Consider the following 26,952-nt stretch of genomic DNA (forward strand, 5'->3'; position numbering starts at 1 on the left):
AGGAGTAAGAAGTGATTCAGCAGGAGTCGCGACTGAAGGTTGCCGATAACACCGGTGCCAAGGAAATCCTTGCCATTCGTGTTCTTGGCGGCTCGAAGCGTCGCTACGCAAGCATTGGCGACACCATTGTCGCTACCGTCAAGGATGCAATTCCTGGCGGCAACGTGAAGAAGGGCGACGTCGTCAAGGCAGTCGTCGTTCGCACCAAGAAGGAAATCCGTCGTGCAGACGGTTCCTACATCAAGTTCGACGAGAACGCTGCAGTGATCCTCAAGGGTGACGCTGCCGATCCTCGTGGCACTCGTATTTTCGGCCCAGTGGGCCGCGAGCTTCGTGACAAGAAGTTCATGAAGATCGTTTCCCTGGCTCCGGAGGTGCTGTAACCATGGGCGCAAAGATCAAGAAGGGTGACCTGGTCCAGGTCATCGCTGGCAAGGATCGTGGCCTGCAGGGCAAGGTCCTGAAGGTCATCACCGAGACCAACCGCGTGCTGGTCGAAGGCGTCAACCGCGTCACCAAGCACACCAAGGCAGGTCAGACCGAATCCGGTTCGGCCACCGGCGGCATCGAGGTTGTCGAGGCTCCAGTGCACGTTTCCAACGTTGCAGTGGTTGACCCAGAGACCAAGAAGCCAACCCGCGTCGGCTTCCGCGAGGAAACCGTTGAAAAGAACGGCGTGTCCAAGACTGTACGCGTCCGTTACGCCAAGGCTTCCGGAAAGGATCTGTAATGACTGAAGCAGCCACCAAGATCCAGCCACGTCTGAAGGCTAAGTACGCAGCAGACATCCGCCCTGCCCTGCAGGAGCAGTTCAACTACGCCAACCCAATGCAGGTACCATCCCTGACCAAGGTTGTCGTGAACATGGGTGTTGGCGAAGCGGCCAAGGACTCGAAGCTCATTGAAGGCGCCGTGCGCGACCTGACCGCAATTACCGGTCAGAAGCCAGTGGTTACCAAGGCCCGCAAGTCGATCGCTCAGTTCAAGCTGCGCGAAGGCATGCCAATCGGTACCCACACCACCCTGCGTAACGATCGCATGTGGGAATTCGTCGACCGCCTGATCACCCTGGCACTGCCTCGTATCCGCGACTTCCGCGGCCTGAGCGACCGCCAGTTCGATGGCAATGGCAACTACACTTTCGGTCTGACCGAACAGTCGATGTTCCATGAAATCGATGTGGACAAGGTTGACCGCGTACGTGGTATGGACATCACCGTCGTTACCACCGCCAAGACTGATGACGAAGGCCGCGCCTTGCTCAAGGCTCTGGGCTTCCCATTCAAGACCAACAACTAATCTCACTACGTTACAGGTCCGCTAAGGAAACCGTAACGAGGAAGGGCTGAAGCCCACATGTCTATGACAGATCCAGTCGCAGATATGCTGACTCGTCTGCGCAACGCCAACTCGGCTTACCACGACACTGTGTCGATGCCGTCGAGCAAGCTGAAAGTGCGCATTGCAAACATCCTCAAGGAACAGGGCTACATCGCCTCGTTCGAGGAAGTAGCAGCAGAAGTCGGCAAGACTCTGACTATCACTTTGAAGTACGGCCCATCGCGTGAGCGTTCGATCGCTGGCGTACGCCGTATCTCCAAGCCAGGTCTTCGCGTTTACGCAAAGTCCACCAACCTGCCTCACGTGCTCGGTGGCCTTGGCATCGCTATCCTGTCCACCTCCTCCGGTCTGCTTACCGACCGTCAGGCTGCAAAGAAGGGCGTGGGTGGGGAAGTCCTCGCCTACGTCTGGTAACGGGAAAGGGGAAACATACAATGTCACGTATTGGACGTCTTCCGATTTCCGTACCTGCCAACGTTGAGTTGAACGTCGACGGCCAGCTGGTCGCCGTCAAGGGTCCCAAGGGTGAACTTTCGATCACCGTCAAGGCTCCTATCACCGTTGCCAAGGACGAGAACACTGTTACCGTCAGCCGCCCGAACGACTCCCGCGAGGCTCGTTCGCTGCACGGTCTGACCCGCACCCTGATCAACAACATGATCGTTGGTGTGACCGAGGGTTACGAGAAGAAGCTCGAAATCCACGGTACCGGTTACCGCGTACAGGCTAAGGGTGCCGACCTGGAGCTTGCTCTGGGCTACTCGCACCCAGTGAAGGTTGCTGCCGTTGACGGCATCACCTTCTCGGTCGAGGGCAACAACAAGATCACCGTTGCTGGTATCGACAAGCAGCACGTCGGTGAGGTTGCCGCTAACATCCGCAAGCTGCGCAAGACCGAGCCTTACAAGGGCAAGGGCATTCGCTACGCTGGCGAGATCATCCGCCGCAAGGTCGGAAAGGCTGGTAAGTAAACATGGCTATCGGAATCAAGGGCAAGAGCAAGTCCGCTCAGCGCGGTCGTCGTCACCAGCGTTTGCGCAAGCACATCGTTGGTACCTCCGTTCGTCCACGCCTGGTTGTCAACCGCTCGGCTCGTCACATCTTCGTACAGATCGTAGACGACTCGCAGGGCATCACCCTGGCCAGCGCATCGACCATGGAAGCAGATCTTCGCGCAAGCGATGCCGACAAGACCGCAAAGTCCAAGCGCATTGGCGAGCTCGTTGCAGAGCGCGCCAAGGCTGCTGGCATCGAAGCAGTTGTCTTCGACCGCGGTGGCAACAAGTACCACGGTCGCGTGGCTGCTGTTGCTGAAGGCGCACGTGAAGGTGGGCTGGCACTGTGAGCGAAGCAACTAACAAGAAGGAAACTCAGGTGTCTGAAGCTACTGAAGCAGTCGAGACTGCATCGGCTCCCGCTACCGAGAACGCAGGATCCCGTCGCGGCGAAGGCCGCGGTCGTGGTGAAGGCCGTGGACGTGGCGAAGGCCGCGGTCGTGGTCGCGACCAGAAGGATAACCGCAACGAAGACAAGGACAAGTTCCTTGAGCGCGTTGTAGCTATCAACCGCGTCTCCAAGGTCGTCAAGGGTGGTCGTCGCTTCAGCTTCACCGCACTTGTGGTCGTTGGCGACGGCAACGGTCTGGTTGGCGTTGGCTACGGTAAGGCCAAGGAAGTTCCTGCTGCTATCGCCAAGGGCGTTGAAGAGGCCAAGAAGTCCTTCTTCCGCGTTCCACGCGTTGGCACTACCATTCCACACCTGGTCAAGGGTGAGGCCGCCGCTGGCGTCGTCTTGCTCCGCCCAGCAGCTCCTGGTACCGGTGTTATCGCCGGCGGTCCAGTGCGCGCCGTGTTGGAGTGCGCAGGCATCCACGACATCCTGTCGAAGTCGATGGGTTCGCAGAACCAGATCAACATCGTTCAGGGCACCATTGCTGCACTGAAGGCTCTGGAAGAGCCCCAGGCTGTTGCTGCTCGCCGCGGTCTTCCGCTGGACGAGGTTGCACCAGCAGCAATGCTGCGTCACATCCAGTCCCAGAAGGCAGGTGCTTAATCAATGGCTAAGAACATTGTTCCAAGCGACGCCAAGCTGGCAATCACCCAGGTCAAGTCCATCATTGGTGGTAACCAGAGCCAGCGCGACGTTGTTCGCTCGCTGGGTCTGAAGCGCATCGGTCACACCGTTGTCCGCACCGCCGATCCTGTGACTGTTGGCATGGTCAACAAGGTCCCACACCTGCTGAAGGTCGAGGAGGCGAAGTAGAGATGGCTGAAGAAAAAGCACTTAAGGTTCACCACCTGCGCCCAGCTGAGGGTGCCAAGACCGCTAAGACCCGCGTGGGTCGCGGTGAGGGCTCGAAGGGCAAGACCGCAGGTCGCGGTACCAAGGGTACCAAGGCTCGTTACCAGGTGAAGGCAGGCTTCGCAGGTGGTCAGCTTCCGCTGCACATGCGTCTGCCAAAGCTGCGCGGCTTCAAGAACCCATTCCGCGTCGAGTTCCAGGTTGTAAACCTGGACAAGATCTCGGAGCTGTTCCCAGAAGGCGGCGAAGTCACCGTCGAGGCACTGGTTGCCAAGGGCGCCGTTCGCAAGAACCAGCCTGTCAAGGTCCTGGGCACCGGCGACATCACGGTCAAGGTTGACGTGAAGGTTGACGCCTTCTCGACTTCCGCAGCCGAGAAGATTGCTGCTGCTGGCGGCTCGGCAAACACCCTCTAATACAGGGTCAAGCCTTTGAATAGTCCCGGTTCGGGTTGAGCAATCAACGCGAACCGGGACTTTCTTTTACTCTCGGCGAAACATTCTAAGATTTCTAATAATTGCTTGGCTGATTAGTCAGTTTAGTCCCAATTCTGCAAACATTCCTGCGCTTTTCGTGTGGCGCATTTGGCAGGATTGCCTAACTGACCGCTAGAATCGTTAGGTCTGGGAAGAATCTCTTCCCCAGACTCAAGCACTTACTTCAGGAGGACGCTTGTTCAGCGCCATAGCCCGAGTTTTTCGGACGCCTGATCTGCGCAACAAGTTGCTGTTCACGCTTGGGATCATTGCGATCTATCGTGTGGGCGTATTCATTCCCGCACCGGGCATTGATTACAGCAACGTTCAGCAGTGTCTGGCAATGGGTGAAACCACCGGTGGACTTTATTCATTCGTGAACCTGTTCAGCGGCGGAGCCCTGTTGCAGGTATCGGTTTTCGCAATGGGAATCATGCCGTATATTACTGCGGCAATTATCGTCCAGTTGCTGCGTGTGGTGATCCCGCACTTCGAGGCACTGCACAAGGAAGGCCAAGCCGGCCAGGCCAAGATGACGCAGTACACGCGTTACTTGACCATCGCCCTGGCACTGCTGCAGGGAACCACCTTGGTCACCCTGGCGCGCACCGGCAGCCTGTTCCCAAGCTGCACCCTTCCGCTGATCCCGGATGACTCGCTGATCGTCATCTTGCTGATGATCATCACCCTCACGGCAGGCACCGGCCTGATCATGTGGATGGGCGAGCTGATCACCGAACGCGGCATCGGCAACGGCATGTCCATCTTGATCTTCATCTCCATCGCTTCGGGCTTCCCATCCTCGATGGGCGCGATCTTCCAGGCACAGGGCATCATGACCTTCATCGGCGTACTGCTGGTGGGCCTGCTGATTGTGGCCCTGGTGGTCTTCGTTGAGCAGTCCCAGCGCCGTGTCCCGGTGCAGTACGCCAAGCGCACTGTGGGACGCCGTACCGTGGGCGGCACCTCCACCTATATTCCACTGAAGCTGAACATGGCGAACGTGATCCCAGTGATCTTCGCCAGCTCCATCCTGGCGCTGCCGCAGATGATCGTCCAGTTCAACCAGAACGACGACGGCACCCTGCCCGAGTGGGCGATGTGGCTGCAGGAGCACTCGGCGACGTCCTCGCCGTGGTACATGCTGGTGTACACCCTGCTGATCATCGGCTTCACCTACTTCTACGTAGCGATTACCTTCAACCCTGAAGAGGTCGCAGACAACATGAAGAAGTACGGCGGATTCATCCCGGGCATTCGCGCAGGTCGTCCGACCGCGCAGTACCTGCAGTACGTGATTTCCCGTATTACCTTCCCGGGCGCCCTGTATCTAGCGTTCGTTGCGTTGATTCCACTGATTGCCTTCGTGCTGTTCAACGCTGATCAAAGCTTCCCATTTGGCGGTACATCGATCCTGATTATGGTTGGTGTGGGTTTGGAAACCGTCAAGCAAATCAATGCTCAAATGCAGCAACGGAACTATGAAGGGCTTCTGCGATGAGTCGACTGCTAATTATTGGACCTCCCGGTGCCGGCAAAGGCACCCAGGCCGTAAAGATCTCCGAGCGCTTGGACATTGTTGCCATCTCGACCGGTGACATCTTCCGTGCCAACGTCAAGGGCGGCACCCCGCTGGGCCTCGAAGCCAGCAAGTACATTGACAACGGGGACTTCGTCCCTGATTCGGTCACCAACAACATGGTTGAAGACCGCCTGAACCAGGACGACGTAGCCAACGGCTTCCTGCTGGACGGCTACCCGCGCACCAGTGCGCAGGTCGATGCACTGGATGCGATGCTGGCCAACAAGGGCATCGCCCTGGACGCAGTGCTGCAGCTGACCGCCGATGATGACGAGCTGGTTGCCCGCCTGCTGAAGCGTGCCGAAATCGAAGGCCGCGCCGATGACACCGAAGAGGTCATCCGCCACCGCCTGAGCCTGTACAACGAAGAGACTCGCGTCGTTGTAGAGCGCTACGAGGAACGCGGCATCGTGCGCAAGGTCGACGGCCTGGGCGCTATCGACGAAGTCACCGAACGTGTTCTTGCGGCGTTGAACGTCAACGCCTAGACACAAGCGTTACAACGCGCAGGGACCGTGCAGCAACAATGGATGTTGCAGCCCGGTCCCTGCGCACTTTTTGCATTGATGGACCTTGCCGAAGCCGGCAACGGCACAGGGCGGGACATCACACTTTAAGGCAGGGGAATCACATTGGCATTAGGACAGCCGAAAATCGAGTACAAGTCCAACTCCGAGATCCTGAAAATGCGCAAGGCCGGGTTGGTTCTGGCTGAAGCACTGGACGAAGCTGTCGCGATGGCCCGCCCGGGCGTGCGGACCGAAGCTATCAACGAGGTTTTCGGCACGGTGCTGGAACGCCACAACGCAACCAGCAACTTTCTCGGCTACCACGGTTTCCCGGCCAACATCTGCGCGTCGGTCAACCATGAGGTAGTCCACGGCTTCCCGTCCGACTACGAGCTGAAGGACGGCGATGTGCTGAAGATCGATGGCGGCGCGGTCGTGGAAGGCTGGCACGCCGACTCGGCCCGCACCGTTCTGGTCGGGGAAAACATCGACCCGGCTGACCAGCGCCTGAGCGATATCACCGAGCAGGCCATGTGGGCCGGCATTGCTGCCGCTGCCAACGCACGCTTCGTCGGCCAGATCGGGCAGGCCATCGATGACTACGTCGCCAGCCAGCCAGGCGACGAGCTTGGCATCCTCGAAGACTACTGCGGCCACGGCATCGGCTCGCAGATGCACATGGCACCGGACGTGCTCAACTACAACTCCGGACACCGCGGCCCACGGATCAAGCCAGGTATGTGCTTGGCCATTGAACCAATGCTCGTACGCGGCGGCATCGAGACCTCCGTGCTGGAAGATGACTGGACGGTAGTCACCAACGACAAGTCCAACGCCTCGCAGTGGGAGCACACCGTAGCCTTCCACATGGGTGGCATCTGGGTATTGACCGCGCACGACGGGGGAGCGGCGGGCCTGGCCCCATTCGGCGTGACCCCATCGCCGATCCAGGGCTAACGCCACCCCGGAATCCAAGGGATCCAGTACGCCACCGCGTTGTGGCGTGCTGGATCTAACATTTTAAATATCGATGAACGATTGGCACTGCGAGAACTAATGCCGTATCGTTGTTTGTTGGTTCTTGATTTAATTGCGCCTAAAACCCTTAGGTTTTCGGTACAGGGATCAAGAGCCGGAACCAATTACTTGTTGGTGGAAATTGCCAACAAAAAAAGTTAGCGGGGAAAATGGGCAAGAAGGAAGGCGTCATCCAGGTAGAGGGCACCGTCTCGGAGGCACTGCCGAACGCGATGTTCCGCGTGGAGCTGCCAAATGGACACGTAGTGCTCGCCACTATCTCGGGTAAGATGCGTCAGCACTACATTCGAATCCTCCCAGAGGACCGAGTGCAGGTTGAAATGAGCCCATACGACCTCAACCGAGGTCGCATCGTCTACCGCTACAAGTAAATCTGCACAACCCAAGACTTTCCCAGCAGGCCAAAGCGCAGTCATGCGCAACAACCGCTGGATGATTGTTCTTCGGCGAAGCTATTTACTGCTCCACATTTAACTGCAACCGCAAAAGGACAAAGCCTTGAAGGTTAACCCTAGCGTGAAGCCGATCTGCGACAAGTGCAAGGTGATCCGTCGTAACGGCGTGGTCATGGTGATCTGCGAGAACCCACGCCACAAGCAGCGTCAGGGCTAATTCCGTTCTTACGGGATTCCCACGCGTAGTCAATTAGGCAGTATCAGCCAGGACAGTAGTTCTGGTGCACCCCCGGATTCGGAGGCCGGGGCCGTGAGCAATCACGGAAGATGCTGCTCCAGACCTCCGTTCGTTGAAAGGTAGCCACTTGGCTCGTTTAGCAGGCGTGGATATTCCACGCGAGAAGCGCGTAATCATCGCGCTGACTTACATCTACGGCGTGGGCAAGACCCGTGCAGAAGAGACCATCGCAGCGACCGGTATCAACCCGGACACTCGCGTCAAGGATCTCACCGATGACCAGCTCGTGCAGCTGCGCGACTTCGTCGAAGGCACCTACAAGGTAGAAGGTGACCTGCGCCGCGAGGTTCAGGCCGACATTCGCCGCAAGGTAGAGATCGGATCCTACGAAGGTATTCGTCACCGTAAGGGCCTGCCGGTCCGCGGTCAGCGCACCAAGACCAACGCACGTACCCGCAAGGGCCCGAAGCGTACCGTCGCCGGTAAGAAGAAGACTCGCTAAATCTTAGCGATCTAGTTCAAATACTTTTTTCGTAGGAGAAGAAATGCCCCCAAAGACTCGTGGAGCGGTACGTAAGCCGCGTCGCAAGGACAAAAAGAATATTGCGCAGGGACAGGCGCATATCAAGAGCACCTTCAACAACACCATCGTATCGATCACCGATCCGACTGGCGCTGTGATCTCGTGGGCTTCGGCCGGCGAGGTAGGCATGAAGGGTTCGCGCAAGTCGACCCCATACGCTGCCCAGATGGCTGCCGAGTCCGCTGCAAAGCGCGCTCAGGAGCACGGCATGCGCAAGGTTGACGTTTTCGTCAAGGGCCCAGGCTCGGGACGCGAAACCGCGATCCGTTCGCTGCAGGCTGCTGGCCTTGAGGTTGGATCCATCCAGGATGTTTCCCCAAGCGCTCACAACGGTTGCCGCCCATCGAAGCGTCGCCGCGTCTAATTGATTCGCTAGGCTTAGCCTAAGAAGTCACCGAAGCATTCACTCGTGGGTGCTCCGGTGACTATCTTGGACTTATTAGCCTGCAAAAGACGAACGGCCACCTCAGGCTACCGTCGTTTCCACCCCCGTGAGGCGTCATATAGCGGACGCTCGCTGAAAGGAAATGTAAGTGCTCATTACGCAGCGCCCAACCCTGACCGAAGAAGTAGTTGCCGAAAACCGCTCCCGGTTCGTTATCGAACCACTGGAGCCAGGCTTTGGCTACACCCTTGGTAACTCGCTCCGCCGTACCCTGCTCTCTTCGATTCCTGGTGCTTCCGTCACCAGCATTCGAATTGACGGTGTACTGCACGAGTTCACCACCGTAGCCGGTGTCAAGGAAGACGTCACCGAACTGGTCTTGAACATCAAGAACCTGTCGGTATCTTCCGAGCACGACGAGCCAGTCGTTGCCTACCTGCGCAAGCAGGGCCCGGGCATCGTTACTGCAGCGGACATCACCCCTCCAGCAGGTGTGGAGTTCCACAACCCTGATCTGCACATAGCCACCCTCAACGCCAATGGCAAGTTCGACATGGAACTGACCATTGAGCGCGGCCGTGGCTACGTGTCTGCCGCTCAGAACAAGAACATCGATGGCGAGATTGGCCGAATCCCAGTTGATTCGATCTACTCCCCAGTTCTGAAGGTGACCTTCCGCGTGGAAGCAACCCGTGTTGAGCAGCGCACCGACTTCGATCGCCTGATCGTTGACGTGGAGACCAAGGAATCGATCACCCCGCGCGATGCAGTTGCATCCGCAGGTACCACCCTGGTTGAGCTGTTCGGTTTGTTCCGCGAACTGAACACTCAGGCTGAAGGTATCGAAATCGGTCCATCGCCAACCGATGCAGCCATGGCTGCTGACATGGCGCTGCCGATCGAGGATCTGGAACTCACCGTTCGTTCGTACAACTGCTTGAAGCGTGAGGGCATCCACTCCGTGGGTGAACTCGTTACCCGCTCCGAGGCCGACTTGATGGACATCCGCAACTTCGGTGCAAAGTCCATTGACGAAGTCAAGGCCAAGCTGGTTGAACTGGGTCTGGCCCTGAAGGATTCCCCTCCAGGCTTCGATCTGGCCGCTCGTAGCGCCATCGACGATGGCGACGAATACGACGAAGGTCTGTAAGACCCGCGTCTAGCGACACACTACTTCATCCGACTGGACGACAGATTCGTCCAGTACGGGTTATTCATCTAGGAGAACTACCATGCCTACCCCTACCAAGGGTCCGCGTCTCGGCGGCAGTGCAGCACATGAGCGATTGATTTTCGCTAACATGTCGGCACAGCTCTTCGAGAACAAGAAGATCACCACCACCCTGACCCGTGCCAAGCGTCTGCGTCCACACGCAGAGCGCCTGATCACCTTCGCAAAGCGCGGAGACCTGGCTTCGCGTCGCCGCGTCCAGGCCGTCATCGCTTCGCGTTCGCGCACCAACAAGTCGATCGTTCACGAACTGTTCGAGAACATCGCACCAGCAATGGCAAACCGCGAGGGTGGCTACACCCGCATCACCAAGATCGGCAACCGCAAGGGCGACAACGCTCCTATGGCTGTTATCGAGCTCGTGATGGAGCCAGTTTCGCCAAAGCAGGCTGTCGTCAAGGAAGCCACCCAGGCTGCCGAGAAGGCTGCTGAGACCGAAGAGGCCTAAGCTTCTTCGAGCTGAAGCTCCCTCGCCTGCAAGGGCAAAAAGAGTCCCGTTGGATCCGCAAGGAACCAACGGGAATCTTTTGTTTAAGCCTGTTCAGTGATGCATGCCGGAGCGCGTGCCCGTCAGATGGCGGGTCTCGAGCATCCGCAACGTGGAATTTCCTAGCTGAACGAATCCATGTCCGGGCATGCCGTATTCAGGTATTCAGTAGCCTCTGAGGCTTCGGCAGTGTCGAGCTCGGCGACTTTTTGCGAAATCTCCATCATATTGGTGCCGTCTGCTTCAGCCAACAAGTCTGCCATTTCCTTGTTCTGCCCGGCAGCTGCGTTCAAGGACGTGGCAAGCTTGCTGTCCTTGGTATTTTCAGCGGCTTCACCCAAAATGGCATTGAACTCATGCATGACCTCGACGTATGCCGAAGTTTCGCCCACCATGAGCTTTGCGCTGGAATCATCCGCCTTCTTTTGCAGATCGCGCTGGACTACCTGGTCATTGATAAAGGAGCAGGTGTCCTCGGTGGACATTTTTCCAGCACCGCAACCAGTGAGCATGAGTGAAGCGAGCGCGAGCGCAGCGGCAGGTGCCGCGAACTTTTTCAGCATGGAGATCCTTAGATGATGAACCGCTGGTCTAGCAGGGTAGCCATTGATGACTACTTGATTATTCTATAGTCAGGATTTACTGCAGGCGGTGTGTGACGTGCTTGGGTCTGCGGACGAAACGCATTTACGGTTCGACCGTGCCGGATTCCTCACCGGAAATTGGGCAGGTCTGATCCACATAGTCCGAATATTGATCTGTCAGATCGACCGCGGCCGCTTCAAGGTCTGCCCCGAACGTTGGATCATCGAAAGCGCGGCCCTCAATGAGGTCGACGAAGTCTTGGAACCTGCTGATTTCTGAGTCCAATGCAGTGCGCAGTTTCCCATTGCTGGTCTGCTCGGAAACTTCGTGGTAGATGCCGATGGTGGCTTCCATGACATCTACGACAGGTTGCGTGTCTTGCTCAATAGCGCCCATATATGCCAGCCCCCACTTGTCCCCGATCGATTGATCGATAGCCAATTCATGAAGCAGGTCGCATGACTGCTCGGTGTTCAGCTGGCCGGAACTGCAGCCACTCAAGCAAAACCCAAAGGCGGTTGATGCTCCAATGATGCTTGCGGTAGTCCTTCGCATGGGAAGTCCTTAGAACGGTGATGATGGCCTTGCCGCCTAAGCGGCAGGACGTTGGATGCACACAGGCTACCTCCGCGGGAGTCCCGCGTTTTTGCGCCTGTGGATAACCGGCCGGAAGGCGGCCATTGATTCGACGGTTGCACAGGTCCTTACGCATAATTGAATGCATGAGTATCCAGCCAGAGAGCATCGATCCCATGGGCACCAACGCATTGGGGGACACCGCCGCACCAGCGTGGATCCGGATGCGCATGGTCCTCGGATACGACGGCGCCGCCTACAGCGGTTGGGCGCGCCAGCCCAATGTCCTAGGCGTGCAGCAGCTGGTTGAGGAAGCATTGGAAATGCTGGTCCGCCGCCGTGTGCGAGTAGTTGTCGCCGGCCGCACCGACGCAGGCGTGCATGCGCGCCACCAGGTGGTGCATTTCGACCTGACAGATGACGAATACGCGGGCCTGCCGCGCAAGGCGCCCCTGGCTCCCGGCCCAGCGCTCGTACGCCGCATCAATGGCATTCTTGGCCGCCAAGAGGGTGCCGTGTGGGTCCATGAAGCCGAGCGTGCTCCAGAAGGCTTCGATGCCCGGTTCTCGGCGCTGGCCCGCCGCTATTCCTACCGGATCGCCGATGGGCAGCAGCGCTGGGATCCGCTGACCCGACACCTGACCGCATGGCACCGCGAAGAGCTCGATGTCGAGGCCATGAATCGCGAGGCGCAAAGCGTGCTGGGCCGCCATGACTTCTTGTCCTACTGCAAGCCTCGTCCGCACGCCACGACCATTCGCACCTTGCAGGAATTCTCCTTCACCCGCGGTGCCGACGGCCTGGTGCTGGCGCACCTGAAGGCCGATGCCTTCTGCCACAATATGGTCCGTGCGCTGATTGGCGCCGCAATGATGGTGGGGGACGGGCGTGAGCAGCCGGGCTTCTTGGCCCAGCGGCTGGCGCAGATGGTCCGTGACTCGAAGACCAAGCTTTCGCACCCGCGGGCGCTGGTTCTCGAAGAGGTCTATTATCCGGAAGCGGGAGAGCTGGCAGAGCGGGCACTTAGAACCCGCGCGCTGCGCACCGATGATGAAGCAGATACGGCCCGCTCGGAAGGCTGATTGGCGTTGAGCCCCGGAATCTTAAGGGTGTTGTTGCTCACGGCATACATCCTTTTTTGGCCGGAAACACTTTAATCCGCTAAACTTTTATGAGTTGTGTATGTCCACGTTCGACACTACACGCCCAAGCGTGACGGCTTAGTTGCATAGTCGCTGGTCTGCTGGGTGTGCGAACAGCATATGGACGGCCGGTTATCATCAGTCCTCACCTGACGTACTGGTCTAAACACAAGAACAACACGACAGTGCCTGTCACTGGGGGATCTCACCGCCTTCAGCCAAGCGACTGTTTGACCAGAAACGAATCAACGTAAGGCAATTACTGTGCGTACGTACACCCCAAAGCCGGCTGACCAGACTCGTCAGTGGTATGTCATTGACGCCACCGACGTAGTGCTCGGCCGTCTCGCCGTCCAGGCCGCAACCCTGCTGCGCGGCAAGCACAAGCCAACCTATGCTGCACACATGGACATGGGCGACCATGTCATCATCATCAATGCAGACAAGGTTGCACTGACCGGTAAGAAGCTGCTGAACAAGCGCGCTTACCGCCACTCCGGTTTCCCAGGTGGCCTGAAGAGCATCAACTACGCAGACCTGCTGGAAAAGAACCCAGTACTGGCTGTTGAGAAGGCTATCAAGGGCATGCTGCCTAAGAACAAGCTTTCGGATGCCCAGCTGTCGAAGCTGAAGGTATACCGCGGCGCAGAGCACCCACACGCTGCTCAGTCGCCGAAGGCACTGGAAATCACCCAGGTCGCTCAGTAGTCCTGGCCCCGAGAAGAAATACTTAATAGGAGATTATCGTGGCTCAGAACGCTGAAGAAACCACTGAATTCGAGGGTGAGACCCCTTCGACCTACACTACCGAGACCGCAGCTTCGACTGTTGTTGCTGACACCGAGCGCGCTCCACTGACCGTGCCAGGTGCGGCTGTTGGCCGTCGCAAGCAGGCTATCGCCCGCGTTCGCCTGGTACCAGGCTCCGGCAAGTGGACCGTAAACGGTCGCGAGCTGGACAACTTCTTCCCAAACAAGCTGCACCAGCAGGATGTTAACGAACCATTCAAGGTTCTGGGTCTGGAAGGCGCATACGACGTTATCGCACGCATCAACGGCGGCGGCATCTCCGGTCAGGCTGGCGCACTGCGCCTGGGCATCGCCCGCGCCCTGAACGAGATCGACCGCGACGCGAACCGCGCCACCCTGAAGAAGGCCGGTTACCTGACCCGCGACGCACGCGTCATCGAGCGTAAGAAGGCTGGTCTGAAGAAGGCACGCAAGGCTTCGCAGTTCTCGAAGCGCTAAACCTTACTTCAAGGTCTTTCCAAGGGCCCTGTCATCCTGCAAAGGATGCCAGGGCCCTTGGGCATTTAACGCCGAGGAACGCAAAATGCTATTAAACTTTTCTCATATCACTGTTATTCCGGGGCTTTGAGCCATTTAAATCAATGCAGAGGGCATATGATTGAATGCGATGGCAAGGTTATTTGGGACCGATGGGGTCCGAGGAAAAGCAAACGAACTGTTAACTCCCGAGCTCGCGCTGGAACTGGCGCAGGCGGCATCCGTGGTGCTGGGCTTGAGCCAACCAGAGGACGGCTACAAGCCAGTCGCAGTGGTTGCCAAGGATCCGCGCATCAGCGGTGACTTCCTGTCCGCCGCAATCGAGGCCGGCCTGGCTGCCTCCGGCGTCGACGTGATGGATGCCGGCACGCTGCCCACTCCCGCGGCGGCATTCCTGGTAGGGGACTTGAACGCTGACTTCGGCGTCATGATTTCCGCCTCGCACAACGCGGCTCCGGATAACGGTATTAAGTTCTTGGCCCGTGGCGGCAAGAAGCTGGACGATGCGTTGGAAGACGCCATCGAAGCCTGCTTGAAGATGCCAAAGCCACGCCCAACCGGCGGCGAAGTAGGACGTGTCTCGCGTTTCGCCGACGCTGAAGACCGCTACATCATGCACCTGCTGCAGGCACTGCCTAACCGGCTCGAGGGCTTGAAGGTAGTCCTGGACTGCGCCCACGGCGCTGCTTCGGGATGCTCCCCGGAGGTCTTCAAGGCTGCCGGCGCCGAAACCATCGTCATCGGCGCAGATCCGGATGGCATCAACATCAATGACGGCTACGGCTCCACCCATCTGGAGAAGCTGCAGGCCGCTGTGCTGGAGCACGGAGCGGACTTGGGCATCGCCCACGACGGCGACGCCGACCGCTGCCTGGCCGTTGACCATGAAGGCACGATCGTTGACGGCGACCAGATCATGGCCATCATGGCACTGGACATGAAGGACCGCGGCGAGCTGAAGGACAACACCCTCGTTGCCACCGTGATGAGCAACCTCGGCCTGACCCTGGCCATGGAAGCTGCAGGCATCACCGTCAAGCAGACCGGCGTGGGTGACCGCTACGTGCTCGAAGGCATGCGTGAAGGCGACTTCTCCCTGGGCGGCGAGCAGTCCGGCCACGTGATCTTCTCCAAGCACGCCACCACCGGCGACGGTGTCCTGACCGGCCTGATGATCGCGGCTCGTGTGAAGGCTACCGGCAAGACCTTGAAGGAACTTGCTGCTGTGCTGACAGTCCTGCCGCAGGTCCTGATCAATGTACGCGGCGTCGACAAGGCCGGAGTTCCGGACTGCGATCCGCTGCAGGACGCTGTTGCCGCCGCCGAGGCCCGCTTGGGCACCACCGGTCGAGTGCTACTGCGCCCATCGGGGACCGAACCTGTAGTCCGCGTCATGGTCGAGGCGGCTACCCACGACCAGGCCCAGACAGAAGCTGAAACCCTGGCCGAGTCGGTCAAGGAGCACCTGTCCCTCTAGGCTCCGCAACTGCCCAGCAACCACTACGTAAATATCAAGAAAACTCACACCCCCGCAGCGCGTTCCATACCGGAACACGTTGCGGGGGTGTGGCATGCTAACTAGTAGGAACCGATCTGGGTTCGCGTTCTCGGAGAGAAGGACTTTCGTGACTCTACGCATCAGCGTGATCGGCACCGGCTACCTCGGTGCAACCCATGCCGCCTGCATGGCTGAACTGGGCTATGAAGTCATTGGACTGGACGTGGACACGGCCAAGCTCGAAGCCTTGGCCGCTGGTGTTCTGCCTTTCCACGAGCCGGGCCTGCCCGAGCTGCTGCGCAAGCACGTGGCCTCCGGGCGCCTGCGGTTCACCGACAGTTACGCAGAAGTCGCTGCCGGCGCGGATATCCACTTCATCACCGTGGGAACGCCGCAGCGTGCTGATTCGCAGTCCGCAGACATGTCCTACGTCGATGGTTCCGTGGACTCCCTGCTGGAGCATATCACCGGCGAAGCGCTGATTGTCGGCAAGTCCACCGTCCCGGTAGGCACCGCACGACGGCTGAGCGAGAAGATTGCCCAATCTGCCAAGCAGGGAAGCGACATAGCGCTGGCCTGGAATCCAGAATTCCTGCGTGAGGGTTTTGCTGTCCAGGACACCCTGCGCCCCGACCGGCTGGTCTATGGATTGCAGGATGGGCGAGGCCTGGAACTGCTGCGCAAAGTCTATGCTCCGATCCTCGCCTTGGACACGCCGGAGATCGCCACGGATCTGGAAACCGCGGAACTGGTCAAGGTCGCGGCCAACGCCTTCCTGGCTACCAAGATTTCCTTCATCAATGCTTTTGCCGAAGTCACGGAGACCGTGGGTGGCGACATCAAGGTCCTCGCCGACGCCATTGGGCACGATAAGCGCATTGGACGCCGGTTCCTGAACGCCGGGGTGGGGTTTGGCGGTGGATGCCTGCCGAAGGACATCCGCGCGCTCCAAGCCCGGGTCAGCGAGCTTGGGTTGAGCCAGACCATGGGCTTCTTGGCAGAAGTCGACCAGATCAACCTGCGCCGCCGCGACCGCGTGGTCTCGCTCGCCTCGCACATGCTCGGCAACGAGCTGGCAGGCAAGCAAGTGTGCGTACTCGGCGTGACCTTCAAGCCGGACAGCGACGACGTGCGCGACTCTCCAGCCCTGGATATCGCCGTACGCCTGTACAACGAAGGCGCTGAAGTCTCGGTCTACGACCCAGAAGGCAACGCCAACGCTGCCCGGCGCTTCCCGCGCTTGAACTATGTGGACTCCTGCAAGGAAGCCGCGCAGAAGGCAGATTTGACCTTGGTGCTGACCGAATGGAACGAGTTCCGGGAAATGAACCCGTCCGACCTTGCCGACGTGGTTGCAAGCAAGCAGCTAATCGACGGTCGCAATGTCCTGGACCGCCCAGAATGGCGGAAGCAGGGCTGGACCATCACCGGCCCGGGAGAGTACTTCGAGCTGGGCAACATGGCTCCGGCGACCACCTCGATTCCGGCGCAGGCCTGAACGGTGTAGCCGGACATGGAAGGGGCGGTTCTCCGCATTAGGAGAACCGCCCCTTTTACGTGTTGCCTACGCAGGCTAGAAGCCGAACTGCTTCATGACCTTGGGAAGATTATCGATCAGGCGAGAAGCATTCACGGTGCCGTCCGCGGCGGTCACCCGGCCCAGATGGCCGTGGATGTACGCCGCGCACGCAGTCAACTCCATCATGCGGCGGTTGGGCACGGTTCGCAGGCCTTCAGTGCCCGTCAGCGAGCTGTCGGAGAGCATGTAGCCGAGGATGCCGGTCAAGACGTCTCCGCTGCCCGCAGTGGCCAGTTCTGGTGCTGAGTGGCTCACCATCAGGCTGTCGCCGTTAGGCGCAACAATGTAGCTGGTCGGGCCCTTGAGCAGGACTACAGCGTTGTAAGCCAAGGCGGCCCAACGGGTCCAGCGAATCGGGTCCTGGGAAAGCTCATCAGGGGTGATCTTCACGCCCGCGCGGCCGAGCAGCATACGAAGTTCCTTTGCATGGGGCGTCAGCACGCGGGGCTGCTCGCTGGGCCCGGCAGGAACCACATCCAGGCCGGATGCGTCGATGACAGCTGGCTGGGGGCTGGCGAAGACATCAGCGATGGCACCAGTCGGGGGAGTGCGTCCATCCAAGCCCGGACCAATAGCCCACGCCTTGATCTTGGCGCTCTTGCCGTGGATCTGGCGGCGCGAGAATGACAGCGCTTCCTTGATCTGCTCATCATCCAACGGCACGGACTCCGGCACGGAGACTGCCATAAGCGGCTGGATGGAATCGGGTACGTGGGTGCGGAGCAGCCCGACTCCGCAAGCCACGGCGGCCTTGGCAGTCAGCTGGGCAGCTCCGGGATACAGGTCGGAACCGGCGATGAGGCCAAGGACTCCACGCTGGTATTTGTGGCGTCCGGCATCCCGCCAGGAGCGGTGCTGGTCCAGCAGCTCGCGGGCAGCCTGCTCGTCCACTAGCTGGGTGCCGGGCTGGACGGAAGAAAAGTCGAATTCCAGATCAGCCACGGTGATCTCGCCGGTAACCAGCGGTCCATCCACGGACAGCAGGCCGGCCTTTATGGCGCCGAAGGTCACCGTGCGTTCAGCTCGGAGAACCGAGTCCTGCGCAACGCCGGTTTCAGGGTCCAACCCTGAGGGAACATCGCAAGCCAGCACCCGTACGCCAGCCGGAACCGACGGCATGTCGGAACCGGCTCGATATCCAAGACCATAGATGGCGTCGATAACGAGCGAGGCATTCGCTAGTTCGCCGTCGCCATCTGACAGATCCAGTATGGTGCCGCCGGCGGCTTGGTACGCTGCAGCAGCCTCTGCGTTAATCTGCTCGTGGCATTGCAGAGCCAGCGTGGAAATCTTCTGCTGCTGAAGCTCTGCCAGTGCATACAAGCCATCGCCACCGTTGTTGCCCGGGCCGATCAATCCGACCACGAACGCCGGTTCGGTGCTGTGTCCTTCGGCCAGCATGGCGACAGCCGTTGAAGCCAAATGGGCGGCGGCTTGCTTCATTAAGCTGGTCTCGCCCCGCTTGGATTTCTCCTGGGCTTCAACCGCACGAATTTGCGCAACACTGTAGACAGGAATCATAAGACAAACAATACTCAAGGCTTCTGTGCGATGCCCTATTTAATGAGATACGTGTCGTTATTCCTTCGTCGTGGCGTTGGTGCTCAGCGTTCGGCAACCACCATTGCGATCGCCATGTCGCCATCGTGGGACATGGTCAGGTGCCAGGATTTGATGCCGCGCAGCTCGCTGGCTGCGGCCACTGAGCCGGTGTTGTGAATCTGGGGATCACCGGCTTCGTCCTTGCGGATGGTGCAGTCCTGCCAGTTCATCCCGGCAGGAGCGCCCAGTGCTTTGGCGATTGCTTCCTTGGCTGCGAAACGGGCTGCAAGAGAACGCAGGGGCAGGTCCCGTTCTTCTTCGGTGAAGAGCCGGTCGCGCAACCGTGGAGTCTTCTCGAGCTGACGACCGAAACGTGGCACATCAACGATGTCCACTCCAATACCTGCAATCATGCCTATCAGTTTATCCAGTGCCTGCAAGGCAAAAAAATTGCGGGCACTCCCGAAAGGGAATGCCCGCAATGATTCATGCTGGGTGGATTACTCCACGGTCACCGACTTGGCCAGGTTACGTGGCTGGTCAACGTCGAAGCCCTTCGCGGATGCCAGCTCGCAAGCGAAGATCTGCAGTGGCACAGTGGCCAGCAGCGGCATCAGCAGGGTTGGGGTTTCTGGTACGTAGAAGACCCACTCGGAGAAGTCCTTGACGGCGGAATCGCCGTCTTCGGCAATAACCAAGGTCTTGGCGCCACGGGCGCGGACTTCCTGGATATTGGAGACAACCTTGGAGTGCAGCGAGTCGCGGCCACGAGGGGAAGGCACTACCACGAACACCGGCTGGCCGTCGTCGATCAGCGCGATAGGACCGTGCTTCAGCTCGCCGGCGGCGAAGCCTTCGGCGTGGATGTAGGCGATTTCCTTGAGCTTCAAGGCGCCTTCCATTGCCACCGGGTAGCCGACGTGGCGGCCCAGGAACAGCACGGAGTTGGCTTCCGACATGTTGCGTGCCAGATCCTTGATCTCGTCCGCACGGTCCAGGATGTCCTGGATCTTGGAAGGGATCTTGCCCAGGTCGGCAAGGATGTCCTTGATCTGGCCCTGGAACAGGTTGCCGCGCAACTGCGCCAGGTACAGGCCCAGCAGGTAGGTCGCGGTGATCTGCGCCAGGAATGCCTTGGTGGAAGCCACAGCGATTTCTGGACCAGCGTGGGTGTACAGCACCGCATCCGACTCGCGCGGGATGGTCGATCCGTTGGTATTGCAGATCGACATGGTCTTGGCGCCCTGCTCCTTGGCGTAACGCACGGCCATCAGGGTGTCCATGGTTTCGCCGGACTGGGAGATCGATACGATCAGGGTCTTGTCGTCAACGATTGGCTCGCGGTAGCGGAACTCGTGGGAGAGCTCGACCTCGACCGGGATACGGCACCAGGACTCGATCGCGTACTTGGCAACGGAGCCGGCGTAGGCCGAAGTGCCGCAAGCAAGAACCACGATCTTGGAGATGGCAGCCAGCTCTTCCGGAGCGATTCGCAGTTCGTCCAGGGTCAGACGGCCATCGGCGTCCGAGCGGCCCAGCAGGGTATCGGCAACAGCTGCCGGCTGGTCGAAGATTTCCTTCTCCATGAAGGATGGGAAGCCGCCCTTTTCAGCGCTGGCTGCGTCCCAGTCAACGGTGAATTCCTTGCCTTCGGCAGGGTTGCCTTCGAAATCGGTGATGGAGTGGGTATCCGGGGTGATGGTAACGATCTGGTCCTGGCCCAGCTCGACGGCGCGACGGGTGAAGTCGATGAAGCCGGAGACGTCCGAACCCAGGAAGTTCTCGCCTTCGCCCAGGCCCAGAACGAGAGGGGAATTGCGGCGGGCCGCGACGACAACGCCTGGGTGGTCCTGGTGAACGGCCAAGAGGGTGAAAGCACCTTCCAGCTGCTGAACAGCAAGCTGCATGGCGCGGGTCAAATCGCCCTCCGCCTCGGTGCTGTAGAGCTTGCCCAGCAGCGCTGCGGCAACCTCGGTATCGGTATCCGAGAGGAATTCAACGCCCTCGGCTGCCAAACCGGCCTTGATGCCGGCGAAGTTTTCAATAATTCCGTTGTGGATCATGGCAAGCTTGCCACCATCGGCCAGGTGAGGGTGAGCGTTTTGATCGCTCGGTCCACCGTGGGTTGCCCAACGGGTATGCCCAATGCCGGTCATCGACTGAGGCAAAGGGGACTCGGCAATTTCATTTTCAAGGTTGACCAGCTTGCCGGCCTTCTTCCGAGAATGAATGGCGCCGTCGGCAACTACCGCGACTCCAGCCGAGTCGTAGCCTCGGTATTCCAAACGACGCAAACCTTCAATTAGAACGTCGAGGGCGCCGTGCTCGGCGATCTGGCTCGAGGTTCCTGCATATCCAACAATTCCGCACATGGGAAAAATCCTACCGGTTCAATCCCCATCGATGGGAATAATCGTGGCACAGCACTCAAAATTACCTATGTCTTAGCTCACCAGGCCGCCGTATTTCACCGAAACTAATTGCCTTGTTGATTTTGTTAATTGGGATGTGGAGCATATTCTTGGCAGAATTTACCCTCGTGGAACCACACGGAACACTAGAATCATCCATCTCGCCGTTTGTTGAACTTGAACGAGAGACATGGGCGCGACTGTCCAACAAGATGGAACAGCCGCTGAACTACTCCGACATCGAACGTCTTCGCGGCCTCGGCGATCAGCTGGACCTCCAGGAGGTCCGCGACGTCTACCTGCCACTGAGCCGCCTGCTGTCGCTGTACGTGGAGGGAGCCGGTGCAACGCATCAGGCGACTACTACCTTCCTGGGTGAGCAGACCAATCGGACGCCTTTTGTCATTGGCGTCGCCGGATCCGTTGCCGTGGGAAAATCCACGACCGCTCGTGTATTGCAGGAAATGCTGCGCCGCTGGCCGCATACTCCTGATGTCCAGCTCATCACCACTGACGGTTTCCTGTACCCCAATGCGGAGCTTGAGCGCCGCGGCATCATGCACCGCAAGGGTTTCCCTGAATCCTATGACCGTCGTGCATTGCTGCGCTTCGTCTCGGCAGTGAAGTCTGGTGCCCCAGAAGTCAGTGCCCCGGTGTATTCGCACCTGACCTACGACATCATCCCGGGGGAGCGCAATGTGATCCGCTCGCCGCAGGTGCTCATTGTCGAGGGATTGAACGTGCTGCAGCCAGCGCGAACTCGTTCCGATGGAACCGTGGGACTCGCGCTGAGCGATTTCTTCGACTTCTCCGTATATGTCGATGCCCGTACGGCGGATATCGAAGAGTGGTACATCAAAAGATTCATGCGCCTGCGCTCGGGAGCCTTCTCCGACCCGGCGAGCTACTTCCATCGCTATTCCCAGCTCACCGATGTGGAAGCGCGGGAAACCGCGCACGGCATTTGGAAGCGCATCAATGAACCGAATCTCAAGGAGAACGTCTTGCCCACGCGAGGACGGGCGCAATTGGTACTGCGCAAATCAGCCGATCATTCGGTGCGGCGAATGCTGTTGCGGAAAATCTAGGCTTCTTCAGCTGATTTTTAAGCAAACGAATTCTGTGAATTTGCCGAACTATTGGAAATCGCTCTACAAAATCGTAGTGGTGCTGTGATTTTCCTGTGTATGCTCTAACCATGCTAAAAGGTTTCCGCGATTTTATTATGAAGGGCAACGTTGTCGATTTGGCCGTTGCCGTTGTTATCGGCGCTGCCTTCGGCGCCGTAGTTACCGCCTTGGTCGACAATGTGCTGATGCCGTTGATTGCCGCCCTGGTTGGTTCACCAAGCTTCGACGACTTCCTGTTGCTCACTATTAACGGGGTAGAGATCAAGTTCGGCGTCTTCCTGACCGCGCTGGTCAACTTCCTGCTGATTGCCGCAGCCGTTTACTTCGCGTTGGTTCTGCCTATGACCAAGCTGAACGAGCGCATCGCAGCGCGCCGTGCTGCAGGTGTCGAAGAGCCTGAGGAAGAAGTAGATCCACAGCTGGAGCTGCTTGCCCAGATCCGCGATGAGCTGAAGACTCTTCGCTAACCCCCGATAAAACATCCGTCTTCAAGGAGCGGGTTCGAACAGCAAAGTTGTTCGTACCCGCTCCTTCCGGCTTTAACCAGCATCATGTGCCGAACTGCGCATGGGTGAACAAGGCAAGTGGTTCAGAAAAGTGCGAAGATGAATGGGTGAACTCTGAAGCGCTTGAAGAAAGCAACCTGACAAACAGCACCAGCAGTGCACAGGCGATCGGCTTTGAACGCCGCGCAGTCATTGACCTGTCGGCCATCCGCAACAACGTCAAGCAGATATCTGATGTTGTGGCCCCAGCTGCAGTCATGGCCGTCGTCAAAGCTGACGCGTACGGGCACGGTGCCATCCCGGTAGCCAAGGCTGCCTTGGAAGGCGGAGCCCGGTGGATAGGTTGCGCCCATGTCACTGAAGCACTCGCCCTGCGCGACGCGGGAGTCGATGCGCCCATGATGGCTTGGCTGCATACCGAAGACACCCCGTTCGAGGCCGCCATAGACGCCGGTCTTGACCTCGGTGTTTCAGGCTGGGAACTTGAATACGTTGCCGCCGCGGCTCGTGCTGTGCAGACTCCGGCACGGATCCACATCAAGGTAGATACCGGGCTTGGCCGCAATGGCTCCACCATGGATGCCCTGCCGGATCTGCTGAACCGCGCCAGCGATTTCCAGGAAGAAGGGTTATTGCGTGTAGTTGGCATCTTCTCCCACCTGGCGGTGGCAGATGAACCTGAACGCCCGGAAACCGATGAGCAGCTGGAAGTCTTCGACAGGGCCATAGAACTGGTGGAAGCTGCTGGCTTCGATTTGGAAGTGCGTCATATCGCCAACACTCCTGGCATCCTTTCTCGACCGGATTCACATCACGAAATGGTGCGCCTGGGTCTGGGCCTGTATGGACTTAGCCCGTTTGACGGTGAATCGCCAGAGAGCTTCGGGCTGCGCCCAGCCATGACAGTGAAGACCCGGGTTGCGAATGTCAAGAAGGTTCACCCGGGGCAGGGTGTTTCCTATGGCCTGAATTACAAGACCGAAGGCGAAACCTACCTCGGCCTGATCCCCATGGGTTATGCCGATGGACTGCCAAGGATCGCAACCGGTGCTCCAGTGACTGTCAATGGGCGCACCTATCCAGTACGTGGTCGCATTGCCATGGACCAGTGCGTCATCGATTTGGGATCAGATATCAACCCAGAAGAATTCCTGGGAGCTGAAGCAATTATCTTCGGTGACGGCGGGCAGTCGGTCAACACCTGGGCTTACGCAGCGAACACCATCAACTACGAAGTGGTAACCCGCATCTCGCCACGTGTACCTCGCTACTACATTGAAGGCAGCTGGGGTGAGGCCGGTGAATAACCCGGTATCGGAGTTCTCCTGCCAGCTCGATGACCTCACCGTCACCGAAGCAATGGGCGAAGCCTTGGGTGCTCAGCTCAAAGCCGGCGACCTCGTCATCCTTACCGGTGCCCTTGGCGCTGGCAAGACCACGCTGACCCAGTCGCTGGGCGTGGGACTGAACGTCCGTGAAGGAATCATCTCCCCGACGTTCGTACTGGCTCGCCAGCACCCATCACTTGGGGATGGACCCGGTCTGATCCACGTAGATGCCTACCGTCTCAAGGACCATGATGACGTGGACACCCTGGATCTTGAATCCACGCTGGCAGATTCAGTTACCGTCGTGGAATGGGGCTTGGGGAAGGTCGAACACCTTACCGATTCACGCTTGGAAATCCAGCTGGATCGCGAAGCCCTGGCCGCACCAGTCGGCAATCCATGGGAAGAAGCTGAAGAGGAACTGGATGAGCCGCGGTTGTTCAGCCTGAAAGCTATCGGCCCGCGCTGGGACGAAGATGCCTTTGCCCAGCTGAAAGATTCATTGCTGTCTGCGGTTTCTGTACAGCGCACGGAAGAAAAACATGTCTAATTACTTAGCAATCGACACCTCTGCCAACGCATCGGTGGCACTAGTTGACGAAACCACCGGTTTACTTGTCGACAAGCGTGTTTCCTCCAAGGGAAACGACCAGACCGAAACCTTGTCGGCATACGTCAAGGAGCTATTGGACACCCACGGCCAGAAGGGCCAAGACCTTGCGGGAATCATCGTCGGCGTTGGCCCGGGTCCTTTCACCGGCCTGCGCGTTGGCTTGGTGGCCGCGCGTACTTTCGGATTCGTATGGCAAGTACCTGTGCACGGAGTGATGTCGTTGCATGCGCTCGCCGAACAGGTGCTCGAGTCCAGCGATGTTCCTGCTGAATTCGTTGTCGCCTCGGACGCACGACGCAAAGAAGTCTACTGGGCACGCTACGACAATTCCGGAATCATGGTTGGAGGGCCGCACGTTTCAGCAGCGTCAGCTCTTCCAGCGATGCCAGTTTTCGGTGTCGGGGCCGGCATCTACGCCGAGCAGCTTGAGGAAGCCGGTGCCAAGCCAATGCCTGAGTCCTTCGAATGGATTGCCGACGCCGGCTTCCTGGCCCGTCGGGCATTGAGCGACCTCGCTGGAGGCAAGGACCTCTCAGATACTTCGCCTCAGTATCTGCGCGAATCCGATGCCCAGATTCCTGCCTTCATGAAGCAGGCCAAGGCGTGAGCGAGCAGCACGAGGTTCTCCTGCGCCGCATGCAGCCGGATGATCTGAAAGCCGTCCATGATCTGGAGCAGCAGCTTTTTCCCGAGGATGCATGGCCGCTTGCCGGTTTCGAATCGGAGCTGGCGCAGCGCGATACCCGCACCTACTGGGTCTATGAGGACGCTGGTCGAGTTGTCGGCTATGCAGGGCTTTGCGTGGTTTTGCCGATAGCCGATGTCCAGACCATTGCCCTTCACCCTGATTACCAAGGCCGGGGCTTGGGACGCAAGCTGTTGTCATTGCTTGTCCAGACGGCGGGCGAGAAAAACGCGCTGGATGTGATGCTCGAAGTTCGCTTTGACAACCCCACCGCCATTGGCCTGTATGAATCCTTTGGATTCACCACCATCCATCGCCGCAAGAGGTACTACAAGGGCGGGGTCGATGCACTAATTATGAGACTCCCGCTGGATGCACAGCACGGACAAGAGGAAGAACGCAACGCATGAGCTTCAACGAACCCGTAGTACTAGGCATCGAGTCCTCTTGCGACGAAACCGGCGTAGGCATCGTGCGCGGCAACAAGCTTCTGGCCAACGCTGTCTCCAGTTCCATGGATGAACACGTGCGCTTTGGCGGTGTCATTCCCGAGATCGCGGCCCGTGCGCACTTGGAAGCATTCGTGCCAACCTTGCAGTCCGCGTTGGACACAGCCGAACTGGCTCTTGACGATATTGATGCCATCGCTGTAACCAGTGGTCCGGGCCTGGCTGGAGCGCTCATGGTGGGCGTTTCAGCGGCCAAAGCCTTGGCCCTGGCAACCGGCAAACCGCTCTACGGCATCAACCACCTGGTTGCCCATGTAGGCGTAGGTGTTCTCGAAGGAACCGTATTGCCACCGACCTTCGGTGCTCTGCTGGTCTCGGGCGGGCATACCGAAATCTTGAAAGTCACTTCGCTGACCAACGATGTGCAGCTGCTGGGCTCGACCATTGATGATGCGGCCGGCGAAGCCTATGACAAGACTGCTCGTCTGCTGGGCCTGGGGTATCCTGGCGGGCCAGCCATCGACAAAGCGGCCAAAGACGGAGATCGCAAGGCATTCCGCTTCCCTCGCGGCTTGTCCTTGCCGAAGTTCGTCGGCAGCGCCGCGAATCCTGGCAAGCACCGCAACAACTTCTCATTCTCGGGACTCAAGACTGCTGTAGCCCGCTGCGTAGAGCACTTCGAGGCCAATGGCGAAGAAGTCCCAGTCGCCGACATTGCCGCTTCATTCCAGGAAGCAGTCGTGGATGTCATCACCTCGAAGGCCGTGCGTGCCATGCAAGAACAAGGCCTGAAGACCTTGCTTTTGGGCGGGGGAGTGGCAGCTAATACCCGCTTGCGCGAACTGCTGGCAGCGCGTTGCACCTCGGCGGGAATCGAACTCGTGGTTCCGCCGTTCAGCCTCTGCACGGATAATGGCGGCATGGTCGCGGCGCTCGGCGCACAGTTGGTCGCTGATGGTGTGGCTCCGTCGGGCCTGGATTTCGCTACTGACTCGTCGCAGCCGGTAACGCAGATCACCTTGCGGTAAGCGCAGATCTGCATTTCTTAGAACCGGA

Annotated in this window: 34 protein-coding genes and 1 pseudogene; 30 read left to right on the forward strand and 5 right to left on the reverse strand. The window is 58.9% G+C overall.

The features are described 5' to 3' along the window. Nucleotides 1–11: 11 nt before the first annotated feature. The 18 genes and pseudogenes from rplN to rplQ all read left to right on the forward strand — a co-directional run. Nucleotides 12–383, forward strand: coding sequence for a 50S ribosomal protein L14 (gene rplN / locus BKX98_RS01150; protein WP_038992191.1), 372 nt, complete (start codon nt 12–14; stop codon nt 381–383). Nucleotides 384–385: 2 nt separating this feature from the next. After that, nucleotides 386–730 carry a 50S ribosomal protein L24 gene (gene rplX / locus BKX98_RS01155; protein WP_038992190.1) on the forward strand — a complete coding sequence of 115 codons (345 nt, stop codon included), beginning with the start codon at nt 386–388 and terminating at the stop codon, nt 728–730. Then, nucleotides 730–1,299 (forward strand): 50S ribosomal protein L5, encoded by a 570-nt coding sequence (gene rplE / locus BKX98_RS01160; RefSeq protein WP_038992189.1) that lies wholly within the window; start codon nt 730–732, stop codon nt 1,297–1,299. The genes rplX and rplE overlap by 1 nt, the downstream gene beginning before the upstream one ends. Before the next feature lie 57 nt (nt 1,300–1,356). Further along, on the forward strand, nt 1,357–1,755 hold the full coding sequence (gene rpsH, locus BKX98_RS01165; protein WP_013349671.1) for a 30S ribosomal protein S8: 399 nt from the start codon (nt 1,357–1,359) through the stop codon (nt 1,753–1,755). A gap of 20 nt (nt 1,756–1,775) precedes the next feature. Then, nucleotides 1,776–2,312: a 50S ribosomal protein L6 gene (gene rplF / locus BKX98_RS01170; RefSeq protein ID WP_038992188.1), complete on the forward strand. Its 537-nt coding sequence runs from the start codon at nt 1,776–1,778 to the stop codon at nt 2,310–2,312. A 2-nt stretch (nt 2,313–2,314) separates the two neighbouring features. Next, on the forward strand, nt 2,315–2,686 hold the full coding sequence (gene rplR / locus BKX98_RS01175) for a 50S ribosomal protein L18 (protein WP_038992187.1): 372 nt from the start codon (nt 2,315–2,317) through the stop codon (nt 2,684–2,686). Nucleotides 2,687–2,715: 29 nt separating this feature from the next. Next, a complete protein-coding gene (rpsE, locus tag BKX98_RS01180) occupies nt 2,716–3,393 on the forward strand; it encodes a 30S ribosomal protein S5 (protein ID WP_174520608.1) in 678 nt (225 codons plus the stop codon). 3 nt (nt 3,394–3,396) lie between these two features. Continuing rightward, nucleotides 3,397–3,603, forward strand: a complete 207-nt coding sequence (gene rpmD, locus BKX98_RS01185) for a 50S ribosomal protein L30 (RefSeq protein ID WP_073705901.1) — start codon at nt 3,397–3,399, stop codon at nt 3,601–3,603. Between the two features lie 2 nt (nt 3,604–3,605). After that, a complete protein-coding gene (gene rplO / locus BKX98_RS01190) occupies nt 3,606–4,058 on the forward strand; it encodes a 50S ribosomal protein L15 (RefSeq protein ID WP_038992183.1) in 453 nt (150 codons plus the stop codon). A gap of 256 nt (nt 4,059–4,314) precedes the next feature. Next, nucleotides 4,315–5,619 carry a preprotein translocase subunit SecY gene (secY, locus tag BKX98_RS01195; protein WP_038992182.1) on the forward strand — a complete coding sequence of 435 codons (1,305 nt, stop codon included), beginning with the start codon at nt 4,315–4,317 and terminating at the stop codon, nt 5,617–5,619. Next, nucleotides 5,616–6,188 carry an adenylate kinase gene (locus BKX98_RS01200; protein ID WP_038992181.1) on the forward strand — a complete coding sequence of 191 codons (573 nt, stop codon included), beginning with the start codon at nt 5,616–5,618 and terminating at the stop codon, nt 6,186–6,188. The genes secY and BKX98_RS01200 overlap by 4 nt, the downstream gene beginning before the upstream one ends. Before the next feature lie 144 nt (nt 6,189–6,332). Then, complete coding sequence (gene map / locus BKX98_RS01205) at nt 6,333–7,166, forward strand: type I methionyl aminopeptidase (RefSeq protein ID WP_073705902.1); 834 nt, start codon at nt 6,333–6,335, stop codon at nt 7,164–7,166. Nucleotides 7,167–7,396: 230 nt separating this feature from the next. After that, complete coding sequence (gene infA / locus BKX98_RS01210) at nt 7,397–7,618, forward strand: translation initiation factor IF-1 (RefSeq protein WP_013349662.1); 222 nt, start codon at nt 7,397–7,399, stop codon at nt 7,616–7,618. Between the two features lie 127 nt (nt 7,619–7,745). Next, the gene (gene rpmJ, locus BKX98_RS01215) at nt 7,746–7,859 is read left to right on the forward strand and encodes a 50S ribosomal protein L36 (protein WP_013349661.1); all 114 of its coding nucleotides are present in this window, start codon (nt 7,746–7,748) and stop codon (nt 7,857–7,859) included. Between the two features lie 148 nt (nt 7,860–8,007). Beyond that, nucleotides 8,008–8,382 (forward strand): 30S ribosomal protein S13, encoded by a 375-nt coding sequence (gene rpsM / locus BKX98_RS01220; protein ID WP_022874115.1) that lies wholly within the window; start codon nt 8,008–8,010, stop codon nt 8,380–8,382. Nucleotides 8,383–8,425: 43 nt separating this feature from the next. Next, nucleotides 8,426–8,827, forward strand: coding sequence for a 30S ribosomal protein S11 (rpsK, locus tag BKX98_RS01225; protein ID WP_038992179.1), 402 nt, complete (start codon nt 8,426–8,428; stop codon nt 8,825–8,827). 169 nt (nt 8,828–8,996) lie between these two features. Continuing rightward, entirely contained in the window at nt 8,997–9,998 is a 1,002-nt protein-coding gene (locus tag BKX98_RS01230; protein ID WP_038992178.1) for a DNA-directed RNA polymerase subunit alpha, read from the forward strand. 82 nt (nt 9,999–10,080) lie between these two features. Next, nucleotides 10,081–10,521: pseudogene (gene rplQ, locus BKX98_RS01235) on the forward strand (50S ribosomal protein L17); the annotation flags it as partial. A gap of 167 nt (nt 10,522–10,688) precedes the next feature. Here the strand turns inward: rplQ and BKX98_RS01240 are convergent. Both BKX98_RS01240 and BKX98_RS16710 read right to left on the reverse strand, forming a co-directional pair. Continuing rightward, nucleotides 10,689–11,129, reverse strand: a complete 441-nt coding sequence (locus BKX98_RS01240) for a hypothetical protein (protein ID WP_143180986.1) — start codon at nt 11,127–11,129, stop codon at nt 10,689–10,691. Nucleotides 11,130–11,253: 124 nt separating this feature from the next. Then, the gene (locus tag BKX98_RS16710; protein ID WP_143180987.1) at nt 11,254–11,505 is read right to left on the reverse strand and encodes a hypothetical protein; all 252 of its coding nucleotides are present in this window, start codon (nt 11,503–11,505) and stop codon (nt 11,254–11,256) included. Nucleotides 11,506–11,873: 368 nt separating this feature from the next. Here BKX98_RS16710 and truA point away from each other — a divergent pair, with 368 nt between their 5' ends. The 5 genes from truA to BKX98_RS01270 all read left to right on the forward strand — a co-directional run bounded on the left by truA (nt 11,874) and on the right by BKX98_RS01270 (nt 17,151). Further along, nucleotides 11,874–12,809, forward strand: a complete 936-nt coding sequence (gene truA, locus BKX98_RS01250; RefSeq protein ID WP_083586568.1) for a tRNA pseudouridine(38-40) synthase TruA — start codon at nt 11,874–11,876, stop codon at nt 12,807–12,809. Nucleotides 12,810–13,133: 324 nt separating this feature from the next. Then, nucleotides 13,134–13,577 (forward strand): 50S ribosomal protein L13, encoded by a 444-nt coding sequence (gene rplM / locus BKX98_RS01255; protein ID WP_038992172.1) that lies wholly within the window; start codon nt 13,134–13,136, stop codon nt 13,575–13,577. A 38-nt stretch (nt 13,578–13,615) separates the two neighbouring features. Next, nucleotides 13,616–14,116: a 30S ribosomal protein S9 gene (gene rpsI / locus BKX98_RS01260; RefSeq protein ID WP_052253868.1), complete on the forward strand. Its 501-nt coding sequence runs from the start codon at nt 13,616–13,618 to the stop codon at nt 14,114–14,116. Nucleotides 14,117–14,285: 169 nt separating this feature from the next. Continuing rightward, a complete protein-coding gene (gene glmM, locus BKX98_RS01265) occupies nt 14,286–15,632 on the forward strand; it encodes a phosphoglucosamine mutase (RefSeq protein WP_066140711.1) in 1,347 nt (448 codons plus the stop codon). Nucleotides 15,633–15,780: 148 nt separating this feature from the next. After that, complete coding sequence (locus BKX98_RS01270; RefSeq protein ID WP_073705904.1) at nt 15,781–17,151, forward strand: UDP-glucose/GDP-mannose dehydrogenase family protein; 1,371 nt, start codon at nt 15,781–15,783, stop codon at nt 17,149–17,151. Nucleotides 17,152–17,226: 75 nt separating this feature from the next. Here the strand turns inward: BKX98_RS01270 and BKX98_RS01275 are convergent, their stop codons facing one another. From BKX98_RS01275 to glmS, 3 genes are all read right to left on the reverse strand, one after another. Further along, nucleotides 17,227–18,675, reverse strand: a complete 1,449-nt coding sequence (locus BKX98_RS01275) for an NAD(P)H-hydrate dehydratase (protein WP_158024634.1) — start codon at nt 18,673–18,675, stop codon at nt 17,227–17,229. 161 nt (nt 18,676–18,836) lie between these two features. Continuing rightward, nucleotides 18,837–19,187 (reverse strand): holo-ACP synthase, encoded by a 351-nt coding sequence (locus BKX98_RS01280; protein WP_066140694.1) that lies wholly within the window; start codon nt 19,185–19,187, stop codon nt 18,837–18,839. 87 nt (nt 19,188–19,274) lie between these two features. Then, complete coding sequence (gene glmS, locus BKX98_RS01285; RefSeq protein ID WP_038992166.1) at nt 19,275–21,146, reverse strand: glutamine--fructose-6-phosphate transaminase (isomerizing); 1,872 nt, start codon at nt 21,144–21,146, stop codon at nt 19,275–19,277. A 134-nt stretch (nt 21,147–21,280) separates the two neighbouring features. Here glmS and coaA point away from each other — a divergent pair, with 134 nt between their 5' ends. From coaA to tsaD, 7 genes are all read left to right on the forward strand, one after another. Next, nucleotides 21,281–22,273 carry a type I pantothenate kinase gene (coaA, locus tag BKX98_RS01290; RefSeq protein WP_233125254.1) on the forward strand — a complete coding sequence of 331 codons (993 nt, stop codon included), beginning with the start codon at nt 21,281–21,283 and terminating at the stop codon, nt 22,271–22,273. Nucleotides 22,274–22,383: 110 nt separating this feature from the next. Next, the gene (mscL, locus tag BKX98_RS01295; protein WP_073705906.1) at nt 22,384–22,782 is read left to right on the forward strand and encodes a large conductance mechanosensitive channel protein MscL; all 399 of its coding nucleotides are present in this window, start codon (nt 22,384–22,386) and stop codon (nt 22,780–22,782) included. 146 nt (nt 22,783–22,928) lie between these two features. Further along, on the forward strand, nt 22,929–24,128 hold the full coding sequence (gene alr / locus BKX98_RS01300) for an alanine racemase (protein ID WP_038992322.1): 1,200 nt from the start codon (nt 22,929–22,931) through the stop codon (nt 24,126–24,128). Continuing rightward, the gene (gene tsaE / locus BKX98_RS01305; protein WP_073705907.1) at nt 24,121–24,699 is read left to right on the forward strand and encodes a tRNA (adenosine(37)-N6)-threonylcarbamoyltransferase complex ATPase subunit type 1 TsaE; all 579 of its coding nucleotides are present in this window, start codon (nt 24,121–24,123) and stop codon (nt 24,697–24,699) included. Before alr ends, tsaE begins: the two co-directional genes overlap by 8 nt. Next, nucleotides 24,692–25,369 carry a tRNA (adenosine(37)-N6)-threonylcarbamoyltransferase complex dimerization subunit type 1 TsaB gene (gene tsaB / locus BKX98_RS01310; protein ID WP_073705908.1) on the forward strand — a complete coding sequence of 226 codons (678 nt, stop codon included), beginning with the start codon at nt 24,692–24,694 and terminating at the stop codon, nt 25,367–25,369. Before tsaE ends, tsaB begins: the two co-directional genes overlap by 8 nt. Continuing rightward, nucleotides 25,366–25,857: a ribosomal protein S18-alanine N-acetyltransferase gene (gene rimI, locus BKX98_RS01315; protein ID WP_083586569.1), complete on the forward strand. Its 492-nt coding sequence runs from the start codon at nt 25,366–25,368 to the stop codon at nt 25,855–25,857. Before tsaB ends, rimI begins: the two co-directional genes overlap by 4 nt. Then, nucleotides 25,854–26,924, forward strand: coding sequence for a tRNA (adenosine(37)-N6)-threonylcarbamoyltransferase complex transferase subunit TsaD (gene tsaD / locus BKX98_RS01320; RefSeq protein WP_073705909.1), 1,071 nt, complete (start codon nt 25,854–25,856; stop codon nt 26,922–26,924). The genes rimI and tsaD overlap by 4 nt, the downstream gene beginning before the upstream one ends. The last annotated feature ends 28 nt before the right edge of the window (nt 26,925–26,952 follow it).

This window comes from Glutamicibacter sp. 0426, from assembly GCF_001906485.1.
In the GTDB taxonomy this organism is placed as follows: domain Bacteria; phylum Actinomycetota; class Actinomycetes; order Actinomycetales; family Micrococcaceae; genus Glutamicibacter; species Glutamicibacter nicotianae.

Coding starts and splice junctions, on each gene's coding strand:
- rplF (WP_038992188.1), top strand. CDS start 1,776: ATGTCACGTATTGGACGTCTTCCGATTTCCGTACCTGCCAACGTTGAG.
- tsaB (WP_073705908.1), top strand. CDS start 24,692: ATGTCTAATTACTTAGCAATCGACACCTCTGCCAACGCATCGGTGGCA.
- rpmD (WP_073705901.1), top strand. CDS start 3,397: ATGGCTAAGAACATTGTTCCAAGCGACGCCAAGCTGGCAATCACCCAG.
- truA (WP_083586568.1), top strand. CDS start 11,874: ATGAGTATCCAGCCAGAGAGCATCGATCCCATGGGCACCAACGCATTG.
- rplX (WP_038992190.1), top strand. CDS start 386: ATGGGCGCAAAGATCAAGAAGGGTGACCTGGTCCAGGTCATCGCTGGC.
- tsaD (WP_073705909.1), top strand. CDS start 25,854: ATGAGCTTCAACGAACCCGTAGTACTAGGCATCGAGTCCTCTTGCGAC.
- BKX98_RS01200 (WP_038992181.1), top strand. CDS start 5,616: ATGAGTCGACTGCTAATTATTGGACCTCCCGGTGCCGGCAAAGGCACC.
- rpsH (WP_013349671.1), top strand. CDS start 1,357: ATGTCTATGACAGATCCAGTCGCAGATATGCTGACTCGTCTGCGCAAC.
- infA (WP_013349662.1), top strand. CDS start 7,397: ATGGGCAAGAAGGAAGGCGTCATCCAGGTAGAGGGCACCGTCTCGGAG.
- rplO (WP_038992183.1), top strand. CDS start 3,606: ATGGCTGAAGAAAAAGCACTTAAGGTTCACCACCTGCGCCCAGCTGAG.
- glmS (WP_038992166.1), bottom strand. CDS start 21,146: ATGTGCGGAATTGTTGGATATGCAGGAACCTCGAGCCAGATCGCCGAG.
- BKX98_RS01280 (WP_066140694.1), bottom strand. CDS start 19,187: ATGATTGCAGGTATTGGAGTGGACATCGTTGATGTGCCACGTTTCGGT.
- BKX98_RS01275 (WP_158024634.1), bottom strand. CDS start 18,675: ATGAAGCAAGCCGCCGCCCATTTGGCTTCAACGGCTGTCGCCATGCTG.
- rplE (WP_038992189.1), top strand. CDS start 730: ATGACTGAAGCAGCCACCAAGATCCAGCCACGTCTGAAGGCTAAGTAC.
- rplR (WP_038992187.1), top strand. CDS start 2,315: ATGGCTATCGGAATCAAGGGCAAGAGCAAGTCCGCTCAGCGCGGTCGT.
- BKX98_RS01240 (WP_143180986.1), bottom strand. CDS start 11,129: ATGCTGAAAAAGTTCGCGGCACCTGCCGCTGCGCTCGCGCTCGCTTCA.
- mscL (WP_073705906.1), top strand. CDS start 22,384: ATGCTAAAAGGTTTCCGCGATTTTATTATGAAGGGCAACGTTGTCGAT.
- glmM (WP_066140711.1), top strand. CDS start 14,286: ATGGCAAGGTTATTTGGGACCGATGGGGTCCGAGGAAAAGCAAACGAA.
- BKX98_RS16710 (WP_143180987.1), bottom strand. CDS start 11,505: ATGGAAGCCACCATCGGCATCTACCACGAAGTTTCCGAGCAGACCAGC.
- coaA (WP_233125254.1), top strand. CDS start 21,281: ATGTGGAGCATATTCTTGGCAGAATTTACCCTCGTGGAACCACACGGA.
- rpsK (WP_038992179.1), top strand. CDS start 8,426: ATGCCCCCAAAGACTCGTGGAGCGGTACGTAAGCCGCGTCGCAAGGAC.